The 19,342-nt window shown below is 55.9% G+C and carries 17 protein-coding genes; 7 read left to right on the top strand and 10 right to left on the bottom strand.

Annotation, left to right across the window (positions count from 1 at the left end):
* Window positions 1–66 precede the first annotated feature (66 nt).
* Window positions 67–702 carry a TetR/AcrR family transcriptional regulator gene (locus CWM52_RS16640; protein WP_100685111.1) on the bottom strand — a complete coding sequence of 212 codons (636 nt, stop codon included), beginning with the start codon at window positions 700–702 and terminating at the stop codon, window positions 67–69.
* 248 nt (window positions 703–950) lie between these two features.
* Between CWM52_RS16640 and bhsA the strand changes: the two genes are divergently transcribed.
* Window positions 951–1,208, top strand: coding sequence for a multiple stress resistance protein BhsA (bhsA, locus tag CWM52_RS16635; protein ID WP_100685110.1), 258 nt, complete (start codon window positions 951–953; stop codon window positions 1,206–1,208).
* 212 nt (window positions 1,209–1,420) lie between these two features.
* On the opposite strand, the gene ldtC is transcribed toward bhsA, so the two are convergent.
* Window positions 1,421–2,383 (bottom strand): L,D-transpeptidase LdtC, encoded by a 963-nt coding sequence (gene ldtC, locus CWM52_RS16630; RefSeq protein ID WP_100685109.1) that lies wholly within the window; start codon window positions 2,381–2,383, stop codon window positions 1,421–1,423.
* A gap of 168 nt (window positions 2,384–2,551) precedes the next feature.
* A complete protein-coding gene (mfd, locus tag CWM52_RS16625; RefSeq protein ID WP_100685108.1) occupies window positions 2,552–5,998 on the bottom strand; it encodes a transcription-repair coupling factor in 3,447 nt (1,148 codons plus the stop codon).
* 565 nt (window positions 5,999–6,563) lie between these two features.
* On the opposite strand from mfd, the gene lolC reads away from it, so the two are divergent.
* From lolC to cobB, 5 genes are all read left to right on the top strand, one after another.
* Window positions 6,564–7,763: a lipoprotein-releasing ABC transporter permease subunit LolC gene (gene lolC / locus CWM52_RS16620; protein WP_100685161.1), complete on the top strand. Its 1,200-nt coding sequence runs from the start codon at window positions 6,564–6,566 to the stop codon at window positions 7,761–7,763.
* A complete protein-coding gene (gene lolD / locus CWM52_RS16615) occupies window positions 7,756–8,457 on the top strand; it encodes a lipoprotein-releasing ABC transporter ATP-binding protein LolD (RefSeq protein ID WP_100685107.1) in 702 nt (233 codons plus the stop codon). Before lolC ends, lolD begins: the two co-directional genes overlap by 8 nt.
* Complete coding sequence (gene lolE / locus CWM52_RS16610) at window positions 8,457–9,701, top strand: lipoprotein-releasing ABC transporter permease subunit LolE (RefSeq protein WP_100685106.1); 1,245 nt, start codon at window positions 8,457–8,459, stop codon at window positions 9,699–9,701. The genes lolD and lolE overlap by 1 nt, the downstream gene beginning before the upstream one ends.
* Before the next feature lie 149 nt (window positions 9,702–9,850).
* Entirely contained in the window at window positions 9,851–10,762 is a 912-nt protein-coding gene (gene nagK / locus CWM52_RS16605) for an N-acetylglucosamine kinase (protein ID WP_100685105.1), read from the top strand.
* A 14-nt stretch (window positions 10,763–10,776) separates the two neighbouring features.
* Window positions 10,777–11,601, top strand: a complete 825-nt coding sequence (gene cobB, locus CWM52_RS16600; protein ID WP_100685104.1) for a Sir2 family NAD+-dependent deacetylase — start codon at window positions 10,777–10,779, stop codon at window positions 11,599–11,601.
* Window positions 11,602–11,760: 159 nt separating this feature from the next.
* On the opposite strand, the gene CWM52_RS16595 is transcribed toward cobB, so the two are convergent.
* The 7 genes from CWM52_RS16595 to potA form a co-directional block, all read right to left on the bottom strand.
* Window positions 11,761–12,066, bottom strand: a complete 306-nt coding sequence (locus CWM52_RS16595) for a pentapeptide MXKDX repeat protein (protein WP_100685103.1) — start codon at window positions 12,064–12,066, stop codon at window positions 11,761–11,763.
* Between the two features lie 49 nt (window positions 12,067–12,115).
* Entirely contained in the window at window positions 12,116–12,904 is a 789-nt protein-coding gene (locus tag CWM52_RS16590; protein ID WP_100685102.1) for a molybdopterin-dependent oxidoreductase, read from the bottom strand.
* A gap of 10 nt (window positions 12,905–12,914) precedes the next feature.
* On the bottom strand, window positions 12,915–13,526 hold the full coding sequence (locus CWM52_RS16585) for a cytochrome b/b6 domain-containing protein (RefSeq protein ID WP_100685160.1): 612 nt from the start codon (window positions 13,524–13,526) through the stop codon (window positions 12,915–12,917).
* A 405-nt stretch (window positions 13,527–13,931) separates the two neighbouring features.
* On the bottom strand, window positions 13,932–14,978 hold the full coding sequence (gene potD, locus CWM52_RS16575) for a spermidine/putrescine ABC transporter substrate-binding protein PotD (RefSeq protein WP_100685100.1): 1,047 nt from the start codon (window positions 14,976–14,978) through the stop codon (window positions 13,932–13,934).
* Complete coding sequence (gene potC / locus CWM52_RS16570; protein ID WP_100685099.1) at window positions 14,975–15,760, bottom strand: spermidine/putrescine ABC transporter permease PotC; 786 nt, start codon at window positions 15,758–15,760, stop codon at window positions 14,975–14,977. The genes potD and potC overlap by 4 nt, the downstream gene beginning before the upstream one ends.
* Window positions 15,757–16,614: a spermidine/putrescine ABC transporter permease PotB gene (potB, locus tag CWM52_RS16565; RefSeq protein WP_100685098.1), complete on the bottom strand. Its 858-nt coding sequence runs from the start codon at window positions 16,612–16,614 to the stop codon at window positions 15,757–15,759. Before potB ends, potC begins: the two co-directional genes overlap by 4 nt.
* A complete protein-coding gene (gene potA / locus CWM52_RS16560) occupies window positions 16,598–17,716 on the bottom strand; it encodes a spermidine/putrescine ABC transporter ATP-binding protein PotA (RefSeq protein WP_100685097.1) in 1,119 nt (372 codons plus the stop codon). Before potA ends, potB begins: the two co-directional genes overlap by 17 nt.
* Window positions 17,717–17,990: 274 nt before the next feature.
* Here potA and pepT point away from each other — a divergent pair, with 274 nt between their 5' ends.
* Window positions 17,991–19,220, top strand: coding sequence for a peptidase T (pepT, locus tag CWM52_RS16555; protein ID WP_100685096.1), 1,230 nt, complete (start codon window positions 17,991–17,993; stop codon window positions 19,218–19,220).
* Window positions 19,221–19,342 lie beyond the last annotated feature (122 nt).

The raw sequence follows: 19,342 nt of genomic DNA, 5'->3' as shown, positions 1-19,342 counted from the left end.
AAAACAGGGGATAAATCAGGGCGGGGGGTGAAAACCCGGCGGCGAACGTCACCGGGGGAACGCAAATTAGTGCTGGAGGATTTGCGGCCACAGCCGCAGGGTGGTATCGGCGATTTGCATCAGCCTGGTGAAATCAGCCCCTTCGCGCGCGCTGATAGACATACCTTGCAACACGCAGTTTAAGAACTGCGCCAGCTGTCGCACATCGCCATTTTCCGGCAGTTCGCCGCGCAGCTGCCGCTGCTGGAGGAACTGCGTCAGCGTTTGTTCCTGCATCGCGTGCCGCGACTTAATGGTATTGGCTATCGCAGTAGATGATGCCGCCAGCGCCGCGGAAGTATTGATCATAAAGCAGCCTGCCGGCGTGTCTTTGCTGGTAAAACAGGTGGCGATGGCGGTGAAATAGTCCCGCAGCGCCTGATCGACTGTTTTTTCTTCGGCAAACAACAGCGCTTCGTGTCTGGCGGCAAAACGTGAAATATAGCGATCCAGCACCGCGCGAAATAACCCTTCCTTGTTGACGAACTCGGCGTACAGCGTCGGTGCTTTTGCCCCGGTCGCCTCCACCAGATCGGCAAGAGAAGTTGCCTCGTAGCCGTGCTGCCAGAACAGTGCCATAGCCTTATCCAGCGCCGCTTCCTTGTCGAACACTTTGGGTCGGCCACGGCTTTTTTTTGTGCAACTTTGAACGTCAGTTGTCATGATGCCGCTGTACCTATGTTGGTTTGTTGAAGCGGGCATTATAAAAATAAATGTTACAACGTTCCAGCACTGAGCCCACAAAAATAAATAATTCATATATGTATGAATTTTAAGTCGTTTATAAATAAATTAACGATCGTTATAAAAATAAATTGACGTGTGATTCAGGTCACATTATGATTTACCTATCGATCGTTAAGTTAATTCTTGCGACCCGACTAAAAAACATCTGCATAGGTATAATAATCATGAAAAACATCAAAACGCTGACGCTTGCCGCCGTACTGAGTTCTCTTTCTTTCGCCAGCTTCGCGGCTGTTGAAGTGCAATCCACACCTGCTGGCCAACACAAAATCGGTACCGTTTCAGCCTCCGCCGGGACCAACCTGGGTTCGCTGGAAGACCAGCTGGCGCAGAAAGCGCAGGAAATGGGCGCGACCTCTTTCCGTATCACCTCAGTAACGGGTCCAAACACCCTGCACGGCACTGCGGTTATCTACAAATAAGTTTCGTTTTACCCCTGTCATGCCACTGACAAAACGCGGCCCCTGACCCCTTTATCAGGCCGCGAGCAGTAAGTTGTTCTCCGTTATGCCACTTACGTTGCGCGGTTTTCACCCCTTTATGAAACCGCGAAGCGTCGTCCTGGCGTTTTACCCTGCTTTTACCTCATAAAAAAACCGCCTTCAGCGGTTTTTTTATCTCTGTCATTAAGCACTTACAATGACTGTTCGCCAGCGGTGTGGTGGCGGGTCACGTCAACTGGCATACCTGAACGCAGCGTCATCGCGCGCTCCATCACCGTCTGGTCGGTCTGCGCGGCCTGCTTAAATGCTGTCATTTCACCATTCAGGACGATCGGTAGCGTCTGCGGATCGTCATCTATGTGTTTGGACAGCGGCTGATGGATTTCCGCCAGACGCCTGCCGTCAGGCTCCACGGAGACTTTAACTGGCGTGTTGATGATATTGACTTTTGTCCCTGGGGTAACGAGGTTATACAGGGTTTTGATGTCATCATCGCGCAGGCGGATACAGCCGGAGCTCACGCGCATGCCGATGCCAAAATCGGCATTCGTGCCATGCAGCAGATAGACGCCGCCGTAGGCCGCAAGGCGGATAGCATGATGGCCCATCGGGTTATCCGGCCCGGCAGGTACCACGCCCGGCAGCTCTATTCCCATCGCTTTATACCGCGCGCGAATATTGGCCGTCGGCGTCCAGGTTGGATTTGCGCGCTTGTCGGAGACGGTGGTGACCATCGTCGGGGTAAGGGTATCGCCTCCCAGCTGACCGATGCCGATAGGGTAGACGGTGACCTCATTTTTCCCCGGCGGGTAATAGTAGAGGCGAAGCTCGGCGAGGTTAATCACCAGCCCTTCGCGCGGCGCTTCCGGTAGCAGCGTCTGGAGCGGAATGGTCAGTACGCTGCCGGCACGTGGAACGTAAGGATCGACGCCGGGATTCGCCTGAAGCAATGCCAGAAAGCCGACGTTGTATTTTTTGGCGATAGCCTCCAGAGAACCGCCGTTATTCTGGACGACGTGAAACTGATTTTGCCCGACGAGGCGGCTGCCGGGAGGCGGCAGCGGCCAGGTATTGGCGCGGGCGGGGAGGGTCAGTACGGCCGCCACGGCTGCCAGGGCCAGCCACAGAGAGAAACGCGATATAAAAGTAGTCATAATAAATAAGTGGTTATTTTTTTATGAGGAAACGGACGGGAATTATCACGCGGTTGTCTGTGGGGAAACCCAGGTGAATTGCAAAACATTTGTAAAGTTTACCGGGTGTCACTGCGAGGGAAGAAAACAGGCGCGAAGGCGGTGACGGGCGCCGCCTTCGCGCTGCGATTATGCGGTCGCGTTCTCTTCTAACTGCCGCATAAACTGGCGAACCCACTCCATACGCGTTTTACGTTCGCCAAGTTCCTGCATGAACTTCAGCCGCGTCGGGCCATCCAGGCGGAAGTGCTGAGGCTGTTTTTGCAGCAGGCCAATCAGCCACACCGGGTTGACGTTGTTCTTTTCATTGAACTCAATCACGCCGCCTTTGTCATTGCTCTCCAGCTTACGGATCCCCAGCTTCTGCGCCTGTTGACGCAGACGGGCGATATCCAGCAGGTTTCTCGCCGCATCCGGTAGCGTGCCGAAGCGGTCGATCAGTTCGACTTTAATCTCTTCCAGACTGTGCTCATTCCTGGCGCTGGCAACCCGCTTGTAGAACGAGAGTCGGGTGTTTACATCAGGAATAAAGTCGTCCGGCAACAGCGAAGGCATCCGCAGTTCAACTTCAGTCTGCTGGCTGGTCAGATCCTCAAGTGAAGGCTCACGTCCGGCTTTCAGCGCATCGACAGCGTTCTCCAGAAGCTCCATATACAGCGAAAAACCGATGGTGGTCATCTGCCCGCTCTGATCTTCGCCCAGCAACTCGCCAGCGCCGCGGATCTCCAGGTCGTGCGTGGCCAGCGCGAAACCGGCGCCGAGATCCTCCAGCGAGGCGATGGCTTCCAGACGCTTTTGCGCATCGCTGGTCATCGCTTTCGGGTGCGGCGTCAGCAGCCAGGCATAGGCCTGATGATGCGAACGGCCGACGCGTCCGCGCAGCTGGTGCAATTGAGCCAGGCCGAAATGGTCCGCGCGTTCGATGATAATGGTATTGGCGGTCGGGATATCGATCCCGGTCTCAATAATAGTGGTACAGACCAGCACGTTAAAACGCTGGTGGTGGAAATCATTCATCACCCGTTCCAGCTCGCGCTCGCGCATCTGCCCGTGACCGATGGCGATTCGCGCCTCCGGCACCAACTCCGCGAGCCGATCCGCCGCTTTCTGGATATTCTCCACGTCGTTATAAAGGTAGTAGACCTGGCCGCCGCGCAGCACTTCACGCAGAATCGCCTCGCGAACCACCAGCGAGTCATACTCCCGGACGAAGGTTTTTACCGCCAGACGGCGGGCGGGCGGCGTGGCAATAATAGACAGATCCCGCATACCGCTCATGGCCATGTTCAGCGTTCGCGGAATCGGCGTGGCGGTCAGCGTCAGAATATCGACATCGGCACGCATCGCTTTGATTCGCTCTTTGTGGCGAACCCCGAAGCGGTGCTCTTCATCGACGATCAGCAGCCCAAGGTCGCGCAGCTTAACTTCGCTTTGCAGCAGCTTGTGCGTGCCGATAAGAATATCGATTTTACCCTCGGCAGCCTGTTCAAGAATCTGCGCCTGCTCTTTCGCGCTGCGAAAGCGCGACAGCATTTCAATGCGCACCGGCCAGTTGGCGAAGCGGTCGCAGAAGTTATCGAAGTGCTGCTGCGCGAGCAGAGTGGTCGGCACCAGCACCGCGACCTGCTTGTGATTCTCCACCGCCAGGAAGGCGGCTCGCATCGCCACTTCAGTTTTACCGAAGCCGACGTCGCCACAGACCAGGCGGTCCATAGCCAGCGGTTGACACATGTCGCTGAGAACGGCGTTAATCGCCTGCGCCTGATCCGGGGTGGTTTCAAACGGGAAACCATCGCAGAACAGCTGATACTGTTCGCGGTCGTACTTAAAGGCGAAGCCCGCTTTCGCCGCGCGCTGGGCGTAAATATCGAGCAGTTCCGCCGCCACATCGCGCACTTTTTCTGCCGCTTTCTGCCGCGCGCGCGCCCAGGCATCGCCGCCGAGTTTATGCAGCGGCGCGCTCTCTTCCGCGCCGCCGGCGTAGCGGCTGATCAGGTGCAATGATGACACCGGCACATACAGTCTGGCGTCATTGGCGTAGGTCAGCATCAGGTATTCCCCTTTGATGCCGCCTGCCTCCAGCGTGGTCATGCCGGCATAACGGCCAACGCCATGCTCCAGATGTACCACCGGCTGGCCGATATGCAGTTCCGCCAGGTTGCGGATTAAGGTATCGGGGTTAATGGTGCGTCGCGAATCCTGGCGACGACGCGCCACGCGCTCGCCCAACAGGTCGCTTTCGCAAATCAGCGCCAGATTCCGCGGGCTATCGATAAACCCGTGTTCGGCGGCGCCTATCATTAAATAGCGGCCGCTGCCGGTGGCCTCTTCCAGCCGCAGAATATGTTTCGGCGCGATTTTGATCCGCGCCAGCACTTCGCCCAGCGCTTCGCGGCGACCTTCGCTCTCCACTGAGAAAATCACCGGGCCGCTAAAGGCTTCGAGGAAGCGGCGCAGATTATCCAGCGGCGCTTTGTTTTGCGCCTGAACAGAGAGGTCCGGCAGCTTCTGATAGCCGAGGTTGGTATTGGCGGCTTTGTCGGCCAGACGCTCCGTTTTTAACTGGATACGCGGCCATTTTTTCAGCTCGCTGAACAGTTCGTCGCTCCGCAGCCAGAGCTGTTCCGGCGGCAGCAGGGGACGCATCGGGTCGACGCCGCGGCTTTCGAAGCGGGCGCGGGTTTCGTTTTGAAAACGCCCGGCGCTGGCTTCCAGATCGCCGGTATTGACGATCAGGGCGTTCGCCGGGAAGTAGCTGAACAGCGGCGGCAGAGGCTCATTGAAAAACAGCGGCTGCCAGTATTCGATGCCGGTCGGTAATGTCCCTTTGCTGACCTGCTGATAGATATGTTCGGCGTCGCGTTTGACTTCAAAGCGATCGCGCCACTGGCTACGGAACAGCTCAATCGCCGCCTGATCGGTCGGGAACTCATGAGCGGGCAGTAGATTAATGGCGGCCACCTCTTCCAGCGTACGCTGGCTGTCGACGTCGAACAGGCGCAGGCTGTCGATTTCATCATCGAAGAAGTCGAGGCGATAGGGTTGCTCGCTCCCCATCGGGAACAGGTCAAGCAGGGCGCCGCGGGTAGCATACTCCCCGTGCTCCATCACCTGATCGACATGGCGATAGCCGGCGCTATCTAACTGAGTGCGCAGGCCGTCGCGCGACAGACGCTGGCCTTTTTTCATCACCAGCGCGTGTCCGTGGAGGAAATTATGCGGACAGACGCGCTGCATTAACGTGCTGACCGGCACGATCAGCACGCCGCGCTGCATGGTAGGTAATTGATAAAGCGTGGCGAGACGGGAAGAGATAATGTCCTGATGCGGCGAGAAGCTATCGTAAGGTAGCGTTTCCCAGTCAGCCAGTCCTGTCACCATGCTGTCGGTAAACTGGCGAATTTCATCATTCAGACGCAGGGCATTTTGCATATCGGGGGCGACGAGTATGACCGGCCCGCCGTGGCGCTCGGCCATTTCCGCAACCAACGTGGCACAAGCCGCGCCGGTTAATTCACCGAGATGCCGCTGTTCGCCGGGCTTGACCGGCAGTGTGTATCGGTATTGTTGAGGCATAGCTGTTATCAGGATCCCTTCTTGATTCGCTCTATATGTGTACCCTAAATATTTCGAGTTGCGGCTCAAAACACCTCAGGCGTTGTTGAACCGCGCTTGCACTGACCCCGAAGGGACAAGGCCACAGGCCAGGTTACGCAGCAAGTGAGCGACAAATTCGTCAGGAGCGAACCTGAACAGTCGACGCTGCCTCTGGCGAGAGAGCAGAATATCTCTCAAATTTCCCGATTGCTTCCCGATGAGCTTATGCAGGTAAGCGATTCCGGTAAACCAGCGTCGTCAATGCACATGCAGCGTGCGGTATGACGGCTATATAAGGGCAAACCGCGCATATTCAATGTTGATGATTATCCGCGATTGACCCGTATTCGCCAACCTGATTGACGACATGCGGGCCCGCTACGGTGAAAGATTCTGATAGATAAGCGCTGACTAATCAAATATCCATTTGATTTATCTTTACTTTTTTCTTATTGCGCGACAAAAACTTACCGTTTCAGTGATTTACGCGTTGTGCTATGCCATATATACTCGTGCATCGGCTATCAGCAACCAGATGGATTACATGTACCAACCTGCCGCACTCTTTATCGGCCTTCGCTACATGCGCGGGCGCGCAGCCGACCGCTTCGGTCGTTTCGTCTCCTGGCTATCCACCATCGGCATTACGCTTGGCGTGATGGCGCTGGTGACCGTGCTTTCGGTCATGAACGGCTTCGAGCGCGAGCTGCAGAACAACATCCTGGGGCTGATGCCACAGGCCATAATTAGCGCGCAGCAGGGCTCGGTGAACCCTCAGCAGCTGCCGGAAAGTGCCATCAAATTACAGGGCGTCACGCGCATTGCGCCATTAACCACCGGTGATGTGGTGCTGCAAAGCGCCCGTAGCGTCGCGGTTGGCGTGATGCTGGGTATCGACCCGACGCAAAACGATCCGCTCACGCCGTATCTTGTCAACGTGAAGCAAAGCGATCTTCAGGCCGGGAAATATAACGTCATTCTTGGCGAACAGCTGGCCAGTCAGCTAGGGGTTAACCGCGGCGATCAGATTCGCGTCATGGTGCCCTCCGCCAGTCAGTTCACGCCTATGGGGCGGGTGCCGAGCCAACGACTGTTTAACGTTATCGGCACCTTTGCCGCCAACAGTGAAGTGGACGGCTATCAGATGTTGACCAATATCGACGATGCCTCGCGCCTGATGCGCTACCCGCTGGGTAACATCACCGGCTGGCGTCTGTGGCTGAGTCATCCTTTGCAGGTGGATACCCTCAGTCAACAGGCGCTGCCGCAGGGGACGAAGTGGCAGGACTGGCGCGAGCGCAAAGGCGAGCTGTTCCAGGCCGTGCGCATGGAAAAAAATATGATGGGCCTGCTGCTGAGCCTGATCGTGGCCGTCGCGGCGTTTAATATTATTACTTCGCTGGGGATGATGGTCATGGAAAAACAGGGCGAAGTGGCGATTTTGCAAACCCTGGGGCTGACCCCGCGACAGATTATGCTGGTCTTTATGGTCCAGGGGGCCAGCGCCGGGATCGTCGGTGCGCTGCTTGGCGCCGCGCTTGGCGTGCTGCTCGCCAGCCAGTTGAACAATTTAATGCCGATTATCGGCGCATTCCTTGACGGCTCGGCGCTGCCGGTCGCAATCGAGCCGTTACAGGTGACGATTATCGTCCTGGTGGCCATGGTGCTGGCACTGTTATCGACGTTGTATCCTTCCTGGCGCGCTGCCGCCACTCAACCCGCTGAGGCTTTACGTTATGAATAAGATCCTGCTGCAATGCGACAATCTGTGCAAACGCTATCAGGAAGGCAGTGTGCAAACCGATGTGTTGCACAATGTCAGCTTCAGTATTGAGGAAGGGGAGATGATGGCGATTGTCGGTACCTCGGGTTCCGGGAAAAGTACGCTGCTCCATCTGCTCGGCGGGCTGGATACGCCGACCTCCGGCGATGTGATTTTCTCCGGACAGTCGATGAACCGGCTCTCTGCCGCCGCACGCGCCGACCTGCGTAACCGTGAACTCGGCTTTATCTACCAGTTCCACCACCTGTTGCCGGATTTCACCGCCCTCGAAAATGTGGCAATGCCGCTGCTGATTGGCAAACAGAAAGCCGCGGATATTGAACGTCAGGCTAAGGCAATGCTGCATGCCGTGGGGCTGGAGCACCGTAGCAACCACCGCCCGTCAGAGCTTTCCGGCGGCGAACGCCAGCGGGTGGCTATTGCCCGCGCGCTGGTTAACAAGCCACGTCTGGTGCTGGCGGATGAACCGACCGGTAACCTCGATGCCCGCAATGCCGACAGCATTTTTCAGCTGCTGGGGGAACTGAATGTTGCCCAGCGCACCGCGTTTCTGGTGGTGACCCACGACCTGCAACTGGCCAAACGGATGGGCCGCCAGCTGGAAATGCGTGATGGTCATCTGGACGCGAAACTGACCCTGATGGGGGCCAGGTAATGACTTCTCCGTTATCGTTATTGATTGCCCTGCGTTTTAGCCGCGGGCGGCGGCGCGGCGGTATGGTGTCGCTGATTTCGGTGATTTCGACGATCGGGATTGCGCTCGGGGTGGCGGTCTTAATCGTCGGCCTCAGCGCGATGAACGGCTTTGAACGTGAGCTGAACAACCGCATTCTGGCGGTGGTTCCACATGGCGAAATCGAGCCGGTGAAGCAGCCGTGGACCAACTGGAGCGACGCGCTGGCGAAGGTGGAAAAGGTTAAAGGTATTGTTGCTGCGGCACCGTATATTAATTTTACCGGGCTGGTGGAGAGCGGCAGCAACATGCGCGCCATTCAGGTAAAAGGGGTCGATCCGCAGCAGGAGAGCCGCCTGAGTTCGCTGCCTCAGTTTGTCCAGAATAACGCGTGGGCTAATTTTAAAGCCGGTGAACAGCAGGTTATTCTGGGTAAAGGGGTGGCGGATGCGCTGCACGTGAAGCAGGGCGACTGGGTTTCCATCATGATCCCCAACTCTGACGCCGAACATCAGCTCCTGCAGCCGAAACGCGTCAGGCTGCATGTGACCGGGATTTTGCAGCTCAGCGGCCAGCTCGATCACAGTTTTGCCATGATCCCGATGGACGATGCCCAACAGTATCTGGATATGGCTGGCAGCGTGACCGGGATTGCGATTAAAGTCACCGATGTCTTCCACGCCAATACGCTGGTGCGCGATGCCGGCGAAGTGACCAACAGCTACGTTTACATCAAGAGCTGGATCGGGACTTACGGTTATATGTATCGCGATATCCAGATGATCCGCGCCATTATGTACCTGGCGATGGTGCTGGTGATAGGCGTAGCCTGCTTTAACATCGTTTCCACCCTGGTGATGGCGGTGAAAGATAAAAGCAGCGATATTGCGGTACTGCGCACGCTCGGGGCGAAAGATGGCCTGATCCGCGCCATTTTTGTCTGGTATGGTTTGCTTGCAGGTTCGGTCGGGAGCCTGATTGGCGTAGCGATCGGCGTCGTTTGCGCGCTGAATCTGACGTCCATTATTAACGGCCTCGAATACCTGATCGGGCATAAATTCTTGTCCGGCGACATCTATTTTATTGACTTCCTGCCGTCTGAACTGCACTGGCTGGATGTTATTTATGTGCTGGCGACGGCACTATTGCTGAGTTTGCTGGCCAGCTGGTATCCCGCCCGCCGCGCCAGCCGCATTGACCCGGCGAGGGTGCTGAGTGGCCAGTAATTCAGTGGATTGCGGGGTATACACTCTGGTCAGGCGAAGCCGCCACCCGACCTTGCGCCCGGCGGCGCTCGCTACGCGGGCCGACAAGGTCCCCGGTAATCCACTCTTTACGTCGTCCTGACCTTTGCGGTCAGTAAAGAGGAATGGCTATGTACTACGGATTTGACATTGGCGGTAGCAAGATAGCGCTGGGCGTGTTTGATAAAACGCGGCGATTGCAGTGGGAAAAACGCGTTGCCACGCCGAAGGCGAGTTATGCCGATTTTTTGCAGGCGGTTGAGGCGCTGGTAGGTGAAGCCGACAGCCGCTTTGACTGTCAGGGGAGTGTCGGGATCGGGATTCCGGGGATGCCGGAAACCGCAGACGGCACGCTATATGCCGCCAACGTTCCCGCGGCCAGCGGTCAGCCGCTGCGCAGCGATCTGAGCGACCGGCTCGGGCGTGAAGTTCGTCTGGATAACGATGCCAACTGTTTTGCGCTCTCTGAAGCCTGGGACGATGAGTTTACGCAATATCCGCTGGTCATGGGGCTGATTCTCGGTACCGGCGTCGGTGGTGGCCTGGTCCTCAACGGCAAATCGATTACCGGACATAACTATATTACCGGTGAATTTGGCCATATCCGGCTGCCGGTGGATGCGCTGGCGGTGGTGGGGCGTGACTTCCCGCTCACCCGCTGCGGCTGCGGCCAGCTGGGCTGCATTGAAAACTATCTCTCCGGCCGCGGTTTTGCCTGGCTCTATGAACATTATTATCAACACGCCATAACCGCACCCGACATCGTGACGCTGTGGCAGCAAGGCGATGTGCGGGCGCGCGAGCACGTCGAGCGCTATCTTGACCTGCTGGCGGTCTGTCTGGGTAATATTCTGACTATTGTTGATCCGGATCTGCTGGTGCTTGGCGGAGGATTGTCTAACTTTACTGCCATAAGCGAAGGGCTGGCGCAGCGCCTGCCGCGACATTTACTTCCCGTTGCCCGGGTGCCGCGTATCGAACGCGCGCGCCATGGCGATGCCGGAGGTATGCGCGGTGCGGCCTTCCTTCATTTGACTCATTAACCACAGGGGGAGCTATGTTGTCGCGCCGCTTACACCGATTGAGCCGTTTTCGACGCAATAAACGTCGCTTGCGTGAACGCCTGCGCCAGCGGATTTTTTTTAAAGAGGATAAGTCGGCTGTGGAAACAATAGCTAAGCCCAAAGTCGTGGTGCTGACCGGCGCGGGTATTTCGGCGGAGTCCGGGATTAAAACGTTTCGCGCTGCCGATGGTTTGTGGGAAGAGCACCGGGTGGAAGATGTGGCGACGCCGGAAGGCTTCGCCCGCGATCCGGCGCTGGTACAGGCGTTTTATAACGCCCGCCGTCGGCAACTGCAAAGCCCGGAGATAGTGCCGAATGCGGCGCATCAGGCGCTGGCGCGACTGGAAGCGGAGCTGGGCGACCGCTTTGTGCTGGTCACTCAGAACATTGATAACCTGCACGAACGCGCGGGAAACCGCCGGGTGATTCATATGCACGGCGAACTGTTGAAGGTGCGCTGTTCGTGGAGCGGTCAGGTGCTGGAGTGGACCGGAGACGTCACGACGGAAGATAAGTGCCACTGCTGCCAGTTCCCGGCGCCGCTGCGCCCGCATGTGGTCTGGTTTGGCGAGATGCCGCTGGGGATGGATGATATTTACAGCGCGCTGGCCGATGCCGATATCTTTATCGCCATTGGCACTTCCGGGCACGTTTACCCGGCGGCAGGCTTCGTGCACGAAGCCCGTCTGCAGGGAGCGCATACCGTGGAGCTCAACCTCGAACCCAGCCAGGTCGGCAGCGAATTTGCCGAAAAACACTACGGTCTGGCGAGCGAGGTTGTACCGGCGTTTGTCGACCAGTTGTTGAAAGGCTGGTGATCCCGTGCCGCCAGGCTTCTGAAGTTCAGGCCGCAGGAGAACGGTTCTCCGGCGCTTGTGGGCTTCGGCTGGCGACCATGCAGCGGAACAGAGGATGAAAAAGGGGTGACCTGGCCAGTCGGCAGGCCACCCCTTTGACCTCGTCGTCGGGCCGCGCGGTTATTGTTTGCCCATCGCGTCTTTACCCATCTTGTCTTTCGTCATTGCATCTTTGGCCATGCCGTCTTTGCTCATGGCGTCTTTGCTCATGTTATCCTTCGACATGGCGCCTTTAGACATGCCATCTTTAGACACCCCATTTTTAGACATACACTCTTTTTTCATACTATCTTTGGTACAGTCGTGAGACATTTTACCCATATTATCTTTGGCCATATGATCTTTCGCCATATTATCGGCAGCGTACGCTCCGGACATGCCAAAAAGCAATGCAGAGCACATCAGTAATGTATTCATCTTTTTCATTTTGCAATTCCTTCAGGTTGTATAAATAACGGATGATGACGACCATGAATTAACTACCGGCAAACCAGTTATAACCCTGATCTTCCCAGTAGCCGCCGGGGTAACGATTGGTCACTTCAATCAACATAATGTGCTTCGGGTTTTTATAACCGAGCTTGGTCGGAATTCTTAACTTCATCGGGAAACCATATTTACGCGGTAATATCTGACCATCGTAAGTTAATGCAATAATCGTCTGCGGATGGAGCGCAGTGGCCATATCGATACTGGTGTAATAATTATCAGCACAGCGAAAGCTGACGTAACTGGCGCTCAGATCGGCGCCGATACTTTTGAGAAATAAGGCAAACGAAACGCCGCCCCATTTACCAATGGCGCTCCATCCTTCCACGCAAATATGCCGGGTGACCTGGCTGACCTGCGCCATCTTATGGAGATCGGCAAGCGTCCAGGGGCGTTTATCAGCCACTAACCCCGCCAGTTCAAGGCGATAATCGCTGCCGTCGATCGTGGGTGCCTGATCCTCGCTGTAGAAAGCATTAAACGGGAAAGGGCGAGCGATTATACTTTCGGAATAAACCGGCGCAAGATTATTCGCATTAAATAACCAGCGTTGAATACGATCGTTAAATCGGGACATCTGGCTTAAGGTTTTTTCGACCTCGCGGTTATCGCTGATATCGCAACCGGTTAATAGCATCAGGCCGCCAAAGGTTAACCCCTGCCGGATAAAGCGGCGGCGGCCTTCGGATGAGAGCTGCTTGTTGATTTCCCGCCTTGCCTCCTGAACCACGATTGCCTTGTCGGCAGCGGAGAATATATTTTTATGATCGCTCATGATATTTACCTTATCGCCCGCGGAGCATCGCCAGTAATGTTTTCGGCACCAGCAGCACCATCAGCAGATGAATAACGACAAAGCCCATCAGCGCCGACATCGCCAGGAAATGAATCACCCGCGCGTTGTCATATCCCCCGAGCAAGGTTCGCAGCAGGGGAAATTGCACCGACTTCCAGATAACCACACCGGATAGCGCCAGAATAATGCTATCGAGCATGACGAAGAGATAGGCCAGTTTCTGGACATGGTTATAATGGCCGGGATTGTCATGTGTCAGCCTGCCGCGTAGTGCGGAAATAAAATCGTGAATTATCCCTCGTGGCGACAGCGGCCAGAATTGCCGTTGAAATCGCCCGCTGACAAGATTCATCAGCAGATAAAATACGCCGTTAAGAGCAAACAACCACATTGCGGCAAAATGCCATTGCAATGCGCCGGCCAGCCAACCGCCAAGAGTCAGCGCGTCAGGAATATCAAAGTTAAACAACGGTGATGCGTTATAAATACGCCAACCGCTGGTTACCATAATCAGCAGGGAAAGCGCATTGATCCAGTGGCAAATTCTTAACCACAGAGGATGAACGGTAGCGGGCTTAACCTGATTTGAGGGGCTGTTCATCATGATATTCCCGGTGATGGCGTTAACTACAGTGTGGCCTGAATCTGTTCGCCGATGTATCACGAAAAGTTAAATTAAATGTGATAACTCGCACCGCGAATGTCGTAGAGACTTTCTCTGACGGAGTTCAGTAAGGCGGCAGCGAGGAAGCCTGAAAAAGTGTTAATAATTGAAGGGGGCGAAAATAGCGCCGGGCTTCTGTTACACGAGGAGGACTATGACATCAGCCATGCCGCGGAGGGCGTCGGCGGGCTGAACCGGTCTTTGGCTGTCGCGGATTGCCCCGCGCCACCATTTGCCATTACATCGCGGTTACGTTTAATCTGGCGGAAATCATCGCGCGTGGCGCGCCGTCGAGTGGGCAAGGAGCAAAAAACGGCGGAGCCGGGGCTCCGCCAGACGGGATTAACGGCCCGCTTTTAGCTTCTGATAATACTCTTCATACAGCGTGCTGGCGCTGCCGACATCGTTTTGCCATTCGCCTTTAGCGATGATGTCGGCGTCCGGGTAGAGCGACTTATCATTGGCGACGTCCGGGCTGAGCATCTTACGCGCGGCGAGGTTTGGCGTCGGGTAGCCGATGGTTTCCGCCACCTGTTTTGCCACTTCCGGGCGCAGCAGGAAGTTAATCAGCTTCAGCGCGCCGTCGACATTTTTCGCATTCGCCGGAATCGCCAGGCTATCCATCCAGAAGATCCCGCCTTCTTTCGGCCACACGACCTCAAGCGGCGTGCCTGACTGGCGGGCAACCCACGCTGAACCGTTCCATACCATCCCGAGATTCACTTCGCCTTCCATATACGGGTTAGCCGGGTTATCGGAGTTAAACGCCGCCACGTTAGGCATCAGTTTTTTCAGCTCGTTGTAGGCGGCTTCAATCTCTTTCGGGTCGGTGGTATTGCCGGAATAGCCCAGCTTACGTAAGGCAATCTGGAATACTTCACGCGCATCGTCGGTCAGCAGCAGGCTGCTTTTGTATTCCGGCTTCCACAGGTCGGCCCAGCTGGTGACGGTTTTGGGATCGATAGCATCGCTATTGACGCCAATGGCCGTCGCACCCCAGATGTAGGGAATGGAATAATCGTTGCCCGGATCGAACGGTTTATTCAGCATCTGCGGATCGAGGTTGCTGAAGTTAGTCAGCTTGCTCTTGTCTATCTTCTGCAGCATCCCCTCTTTACGCATCTTATCGACGAAATAGGTGGAGGGTACCACCAGGTCGTAAGCGCCGCTTTTGTAGGTTTTGAGCTTGGCGTACATGGTTTCATTCGACTCATAGGTCGAATAGATAACCTTGATGCCGGTCTCTTTGGTGAACTGTTCCAGCAGACCCGGCGGCACATACTCGGTCCAGTTATAGAAATAGAGCGTTTTGCTGTTGTCCGCATGCGCGGCGCTGATACCCATGACCAGAGCGCCGGCAGCGAGCAGGTGGCGTGACCATTTTTTCATTTTAACGTCCCCTGAGTTTTATCACGTGCAATCAATTGGCTGGCGATGACCATCACCAGAGAGAGAACTAACAGAATCGTCGCCAGGGCGTTCACTTCCGGCGAGACGCCCACTTTGACCATCGAATAGATCTTCAGCGGCAGGATCTCGTAACCTGGGCCGGTCACGAATGACGACACCACCACATCATCCATCGACAGCGTAAAGCTCAACAGCCATCCGGCGGCCACGGCAGGCAGCGCCAGCGGCAGAAGAATTTTACGCAGAATAGTCAATTCGCTGGCGCCCAGATCTTTCGCCGCTTCCAGCATCCGCACATCAAAACCTTTGAGGCGCGAATAGACCGTCACCACCACGAAAGGCAGACAGAAGGTGATGTGGGAAAACAGCAGCGACCAGAACCCCAGTTGAATGCCTATCAGCATAAACAGCACCAGCAGGGAGATGGCCATGACGATATCCGGTGACATCATCACCACGAACAGCATCCCGCTGACGAACGGTTTACCGCGAAAACGATAGCGATACAGGGCGACGGCGGTCAGCGACCCGATAAGCGTCGCAAAGGTGGCCGACAGCACCGCCATGGTCAGCGAGTGCCGCGCCGCCTGCAGCAGGCTATCGTTATTCATCAACAGGCTATACCACTGGGTGGTGAAGCCTTGCCAGTTGATACCAAAACGCGAACTGTTAAACGAGTTGACGATCAAAATAATGATCGGAATATAAAGGTAAGCATAAATGGCGGTCATAAAGCCGCCGCGCAGCAGGCGACCGATCATTCGAGTTCCACCCTCTTGTTCAACAGACGCGCCGCGCGCCAGTAAATCAACAGCATCAGGCCCATGACCAGCGTCAGAGTAATGCTGGTTGCGGCGCCAAACGGCCAGTCACGGATATTCAGGAACTGACTCTTGATAACGTTACCGATCAGCAGGTTTTTGGCGCCGCCCATCAGGTCCGAGACGTAGAACAGTCCCATCGCCGGGAGCATCACCAACAGACAGCCGGCAATAATACCCGGCATCGTCAGTGGAATAATGATGCGGATAAAGGTTTGCAGCTTGTTGGCGCCCAGATCCCTCGCCGCTTCCAGCAGAGGACGATCCAGCTTCTCAATACTGGAGTAGAGCGGCATCACCATAAACGGCAGCAGAATATAGACCAGTCCGATGATGACCGCAGAGGGGGTGTACATGATGCGCAGCGGCGTATCAATCACCCCCAGCCACAGCAGAAACTCATTGAGATACCCTTTGGTGCTAAGGAAGATCTTCAGCCCGTAGATACGGATCAATGAGTTGGTCCAGAACGGCACGATCAGCAGAAACAGCAGCAGCGGGCGCACTTTTTCCGGCAGCCTGGCCAGAAACCAGGCGAAAGGGTAGCCGAGCGCCAGGCAGGCGAGGGTCGCCAGCAGCGCCATATTGAGCGAGTGCAGCAGCACGTCGTAATAGAGCGGATCCAGCAGGCGCGCGTAGTTATCCAGCGTGAAGACCATTTTGACGAAGCTGGCGTCGTCGCGGGTCAAAAAGCTGGTACCGATGATCATCAGGTTGGGCAGGAACACAAACAGCACAAGCCAACCGACGATAGTGGCGATCACCACATTCTGCAATTTACTGGTATTCTTCATCAGCCAGCACAACCTCCCAGCTTTCTACCCAGTTAATGGCCATTTTCTGGTCAAGCGGGTGGTCAAAGTCCGGATCGTCTTCGTTAAAGAATTCACTGACCATGACCATTTTGCCATTTTCCAGTTCGACGACCGACTCCAGCGTCATGCCTTTGTAGTTGCGCTCGCGGATGTAGCCGATCAGTCCGTCGGCGTCGCTGCCGGGGTGGACTTCGTCGACGCGCAGATCTTCCGGGCGCAGCAGAACGTTCAACCGCTGGCCCCGCTCGACGGGGAAATTGACGTAGATATTGCATTCGCGGCCTTCAACGTTGGCGCGGACGCGCTGTTCGTCAAGACGTTCAATGACCGTCGCATTAAAGAGGTTGATCTCGCCGATAAAACTGGCGACGAACAGGTTTTTCGGCTCTTCGTAGATTTCACGCGGCGTGCCGTCCTGCTCGATTTTCCCGTCGCGCATAACCACGATGCGGTCGGACATGGTCAGGGCCTCTTCCTGATCGTGGGTGACGAAGACGAAGGTAATGCCGAGTTTACGCTGCAGCGCCTTCAGCTCGTTTTGCATCTGCTTGCGCAGTTTATAATCCAGTGCCGACAGGGATTCATCGAGCAGCAGCAGGCGCGGTTTGTTGACCACCGCCCTGGCGATAGCCACCCGCTGCTGCTGACCGCCGGAGAGCTGATGCGGTTTGCGTTGGGCAAACTCCTCCAGCTGGACCATGCGCAGCGCATCGAGGACGCGAGGGGTGATTTCCGCCGCCGGCGTTTTCTGCATCCGCAGACCGAAGGCGACGTTTTCGAATACGCTCATATGGGGAAACAGAGCATAGCTTTGAAAGACGGTGTTGACGTGGCGGTTTTCCGCCGGAACATGGGTGATGTCCTGACCTTCGAGATGAATCCGCCCGCTGTCGACGTTTTCAAGCCCGGCAATAAGACGAAGAACGGTGGTTTTACCGCAGCCAGAGGGGCCAAGCAGGGTGAGAAACTCACCGTTGTTGATGGTCAGATTCAGATCTGAGATAACCGTTTTGCCATCAAAGCCTTTGCGAATTCCCGCCAGTTGCACCAGCGGCGAAAGCGAACGCGGTTGTATATTCAATTTTTAACTCTGTCCCATGTAGACGCAGCGGACGATTGACCGTTGCGGGGTTTGTGGTTAACCACCTTTGCGGTTGCGCATAATAAACGAGGGCAGGCATTTTACGGCAAACGCTTACGAACGCCAATGCTTGTCTCATCCGGATGCACGACCTTTACATCAATACGCGGGTTCAGGTATTAAATTCTTATTTGCCGGGCTAAAAATGACCTGACGCAATATTTGTATATTCGCGCTTATGAATAATGTTGTCACAAAAGATGAGGGTGGCTACATGGATAAATTGCTTGAGCGTTTTTTACAGTACGTTTCTCTGGATACACAGTCGAAGCCTGGCGTGCGTCAGGTTCCAAGCACGGAAGGTCAGTGGAAACTGTTACGCCTGCTGCAAGCGCAGCTGGAAGAAATGGGACTGGTTAATGTGACGCTAAGCGAGAAAGGGACGGTGACGGGAACCCTGCCGGCCAATGTTGCCGGCACTATTCAGCCCATTGGCTTTATTTCCCACGTCGACACGGCGCCGGATTTCAGCGGCAAAAACGTCAACCCGCAAATCGTTGAAAACTACCGTGGCGGTGATATCGCTCTCGGGATTGGTGACGAAGTGCTCTCGCCGGTGATGTTCCCGGTCCTGCACCAGCTGCTGGGGCAAACGCTGATTACCACCGATGGCAAAACGCTGCTTGGTGCCGATGATAAAGCCGGTATCGCCGAGATAATGACCGCGCTGGCGACGCTGAAGGCGAAAAACATTCCCCATGGCGATATCCGCGTGGCCTTCACGCCGGACGAAGAGGTCGGGAAAGGGGCGAAGCATTTTGATGTCGCCGCGTTTGACGCCCGCTGGGCCTATACCGTCGACGGTGGCGGCGTGGGTGAGCTGGAGTTTGAAAACTTCAACGCCGCGTCGGTGACCATTAAGATCGTGGGCAACAATGTCCATCCGGGCACCGCAAAAGGGGTGATGGTGAATGCGCTGTCGCTGGCGGCACGGATTCATGCCGAAGTTCCTGCCGATGAGGCGCCGGAGACGACCGAAGGCTACGAAGGCTTTTATCATCTGGCGAGCATGAAAGGCAGCGTTGATCGGGCAGAAATGCACTATATCATTCGCGATTTTGACCGTAAGCAGTTCGAGGCCCGCAAGCGCAAAATGATGGAAATTGCCAAAAAGGTTGGCAAGGGGCTGCATCCGGATTGCTACATTGAGCTGGTGATTGAAGACAGCTATTACAATATGCATGAAAAAGTGATGTCGCACCCGCATGTCGTTGAGATTGCCCGCCAGGCGATGGTGGATTGCGATATTGAACCGCAAATGAAACCGATTCGCGGCGGCACCGACGGCGCGCAGCTCTCTTTCATGGGCTTACCCTGTCCCAACCTGTTTACCGGCGGCTACAACTACCACGGTAAGCATGAGTTTGTGACGCTGGAAGGGATGGAGAAGGCGGTGCAGGTGATTGTGCGCATCTCGGAGCTGACGGCAAAACGCAGCGCCTGATCCCGCTCCCGTCGCTCCCACAGGCCCGGTAAGGCGTGAGCCGCCACCGGGCGACACATCCACCACAGCGCACAAACCCGGAGCCCGGCCCACAGGCCCGGTAAGGCGCGAGCCGCCACCGG

Source organism: Raoultella sp. T31, assembly GCF_002806725.1.
GTDB lineage: Bacteria > Pseudomonadota > Gammaproteobacteria > Enterobacterales > Enterobacteriaceae > Klebsiella > Klebsiella electrica.
The sequence above is the reverse complement of the archived record's forward strand: the minus strand, read 5'-3'. Positions and strand labels throughout refer to the sequence as shown.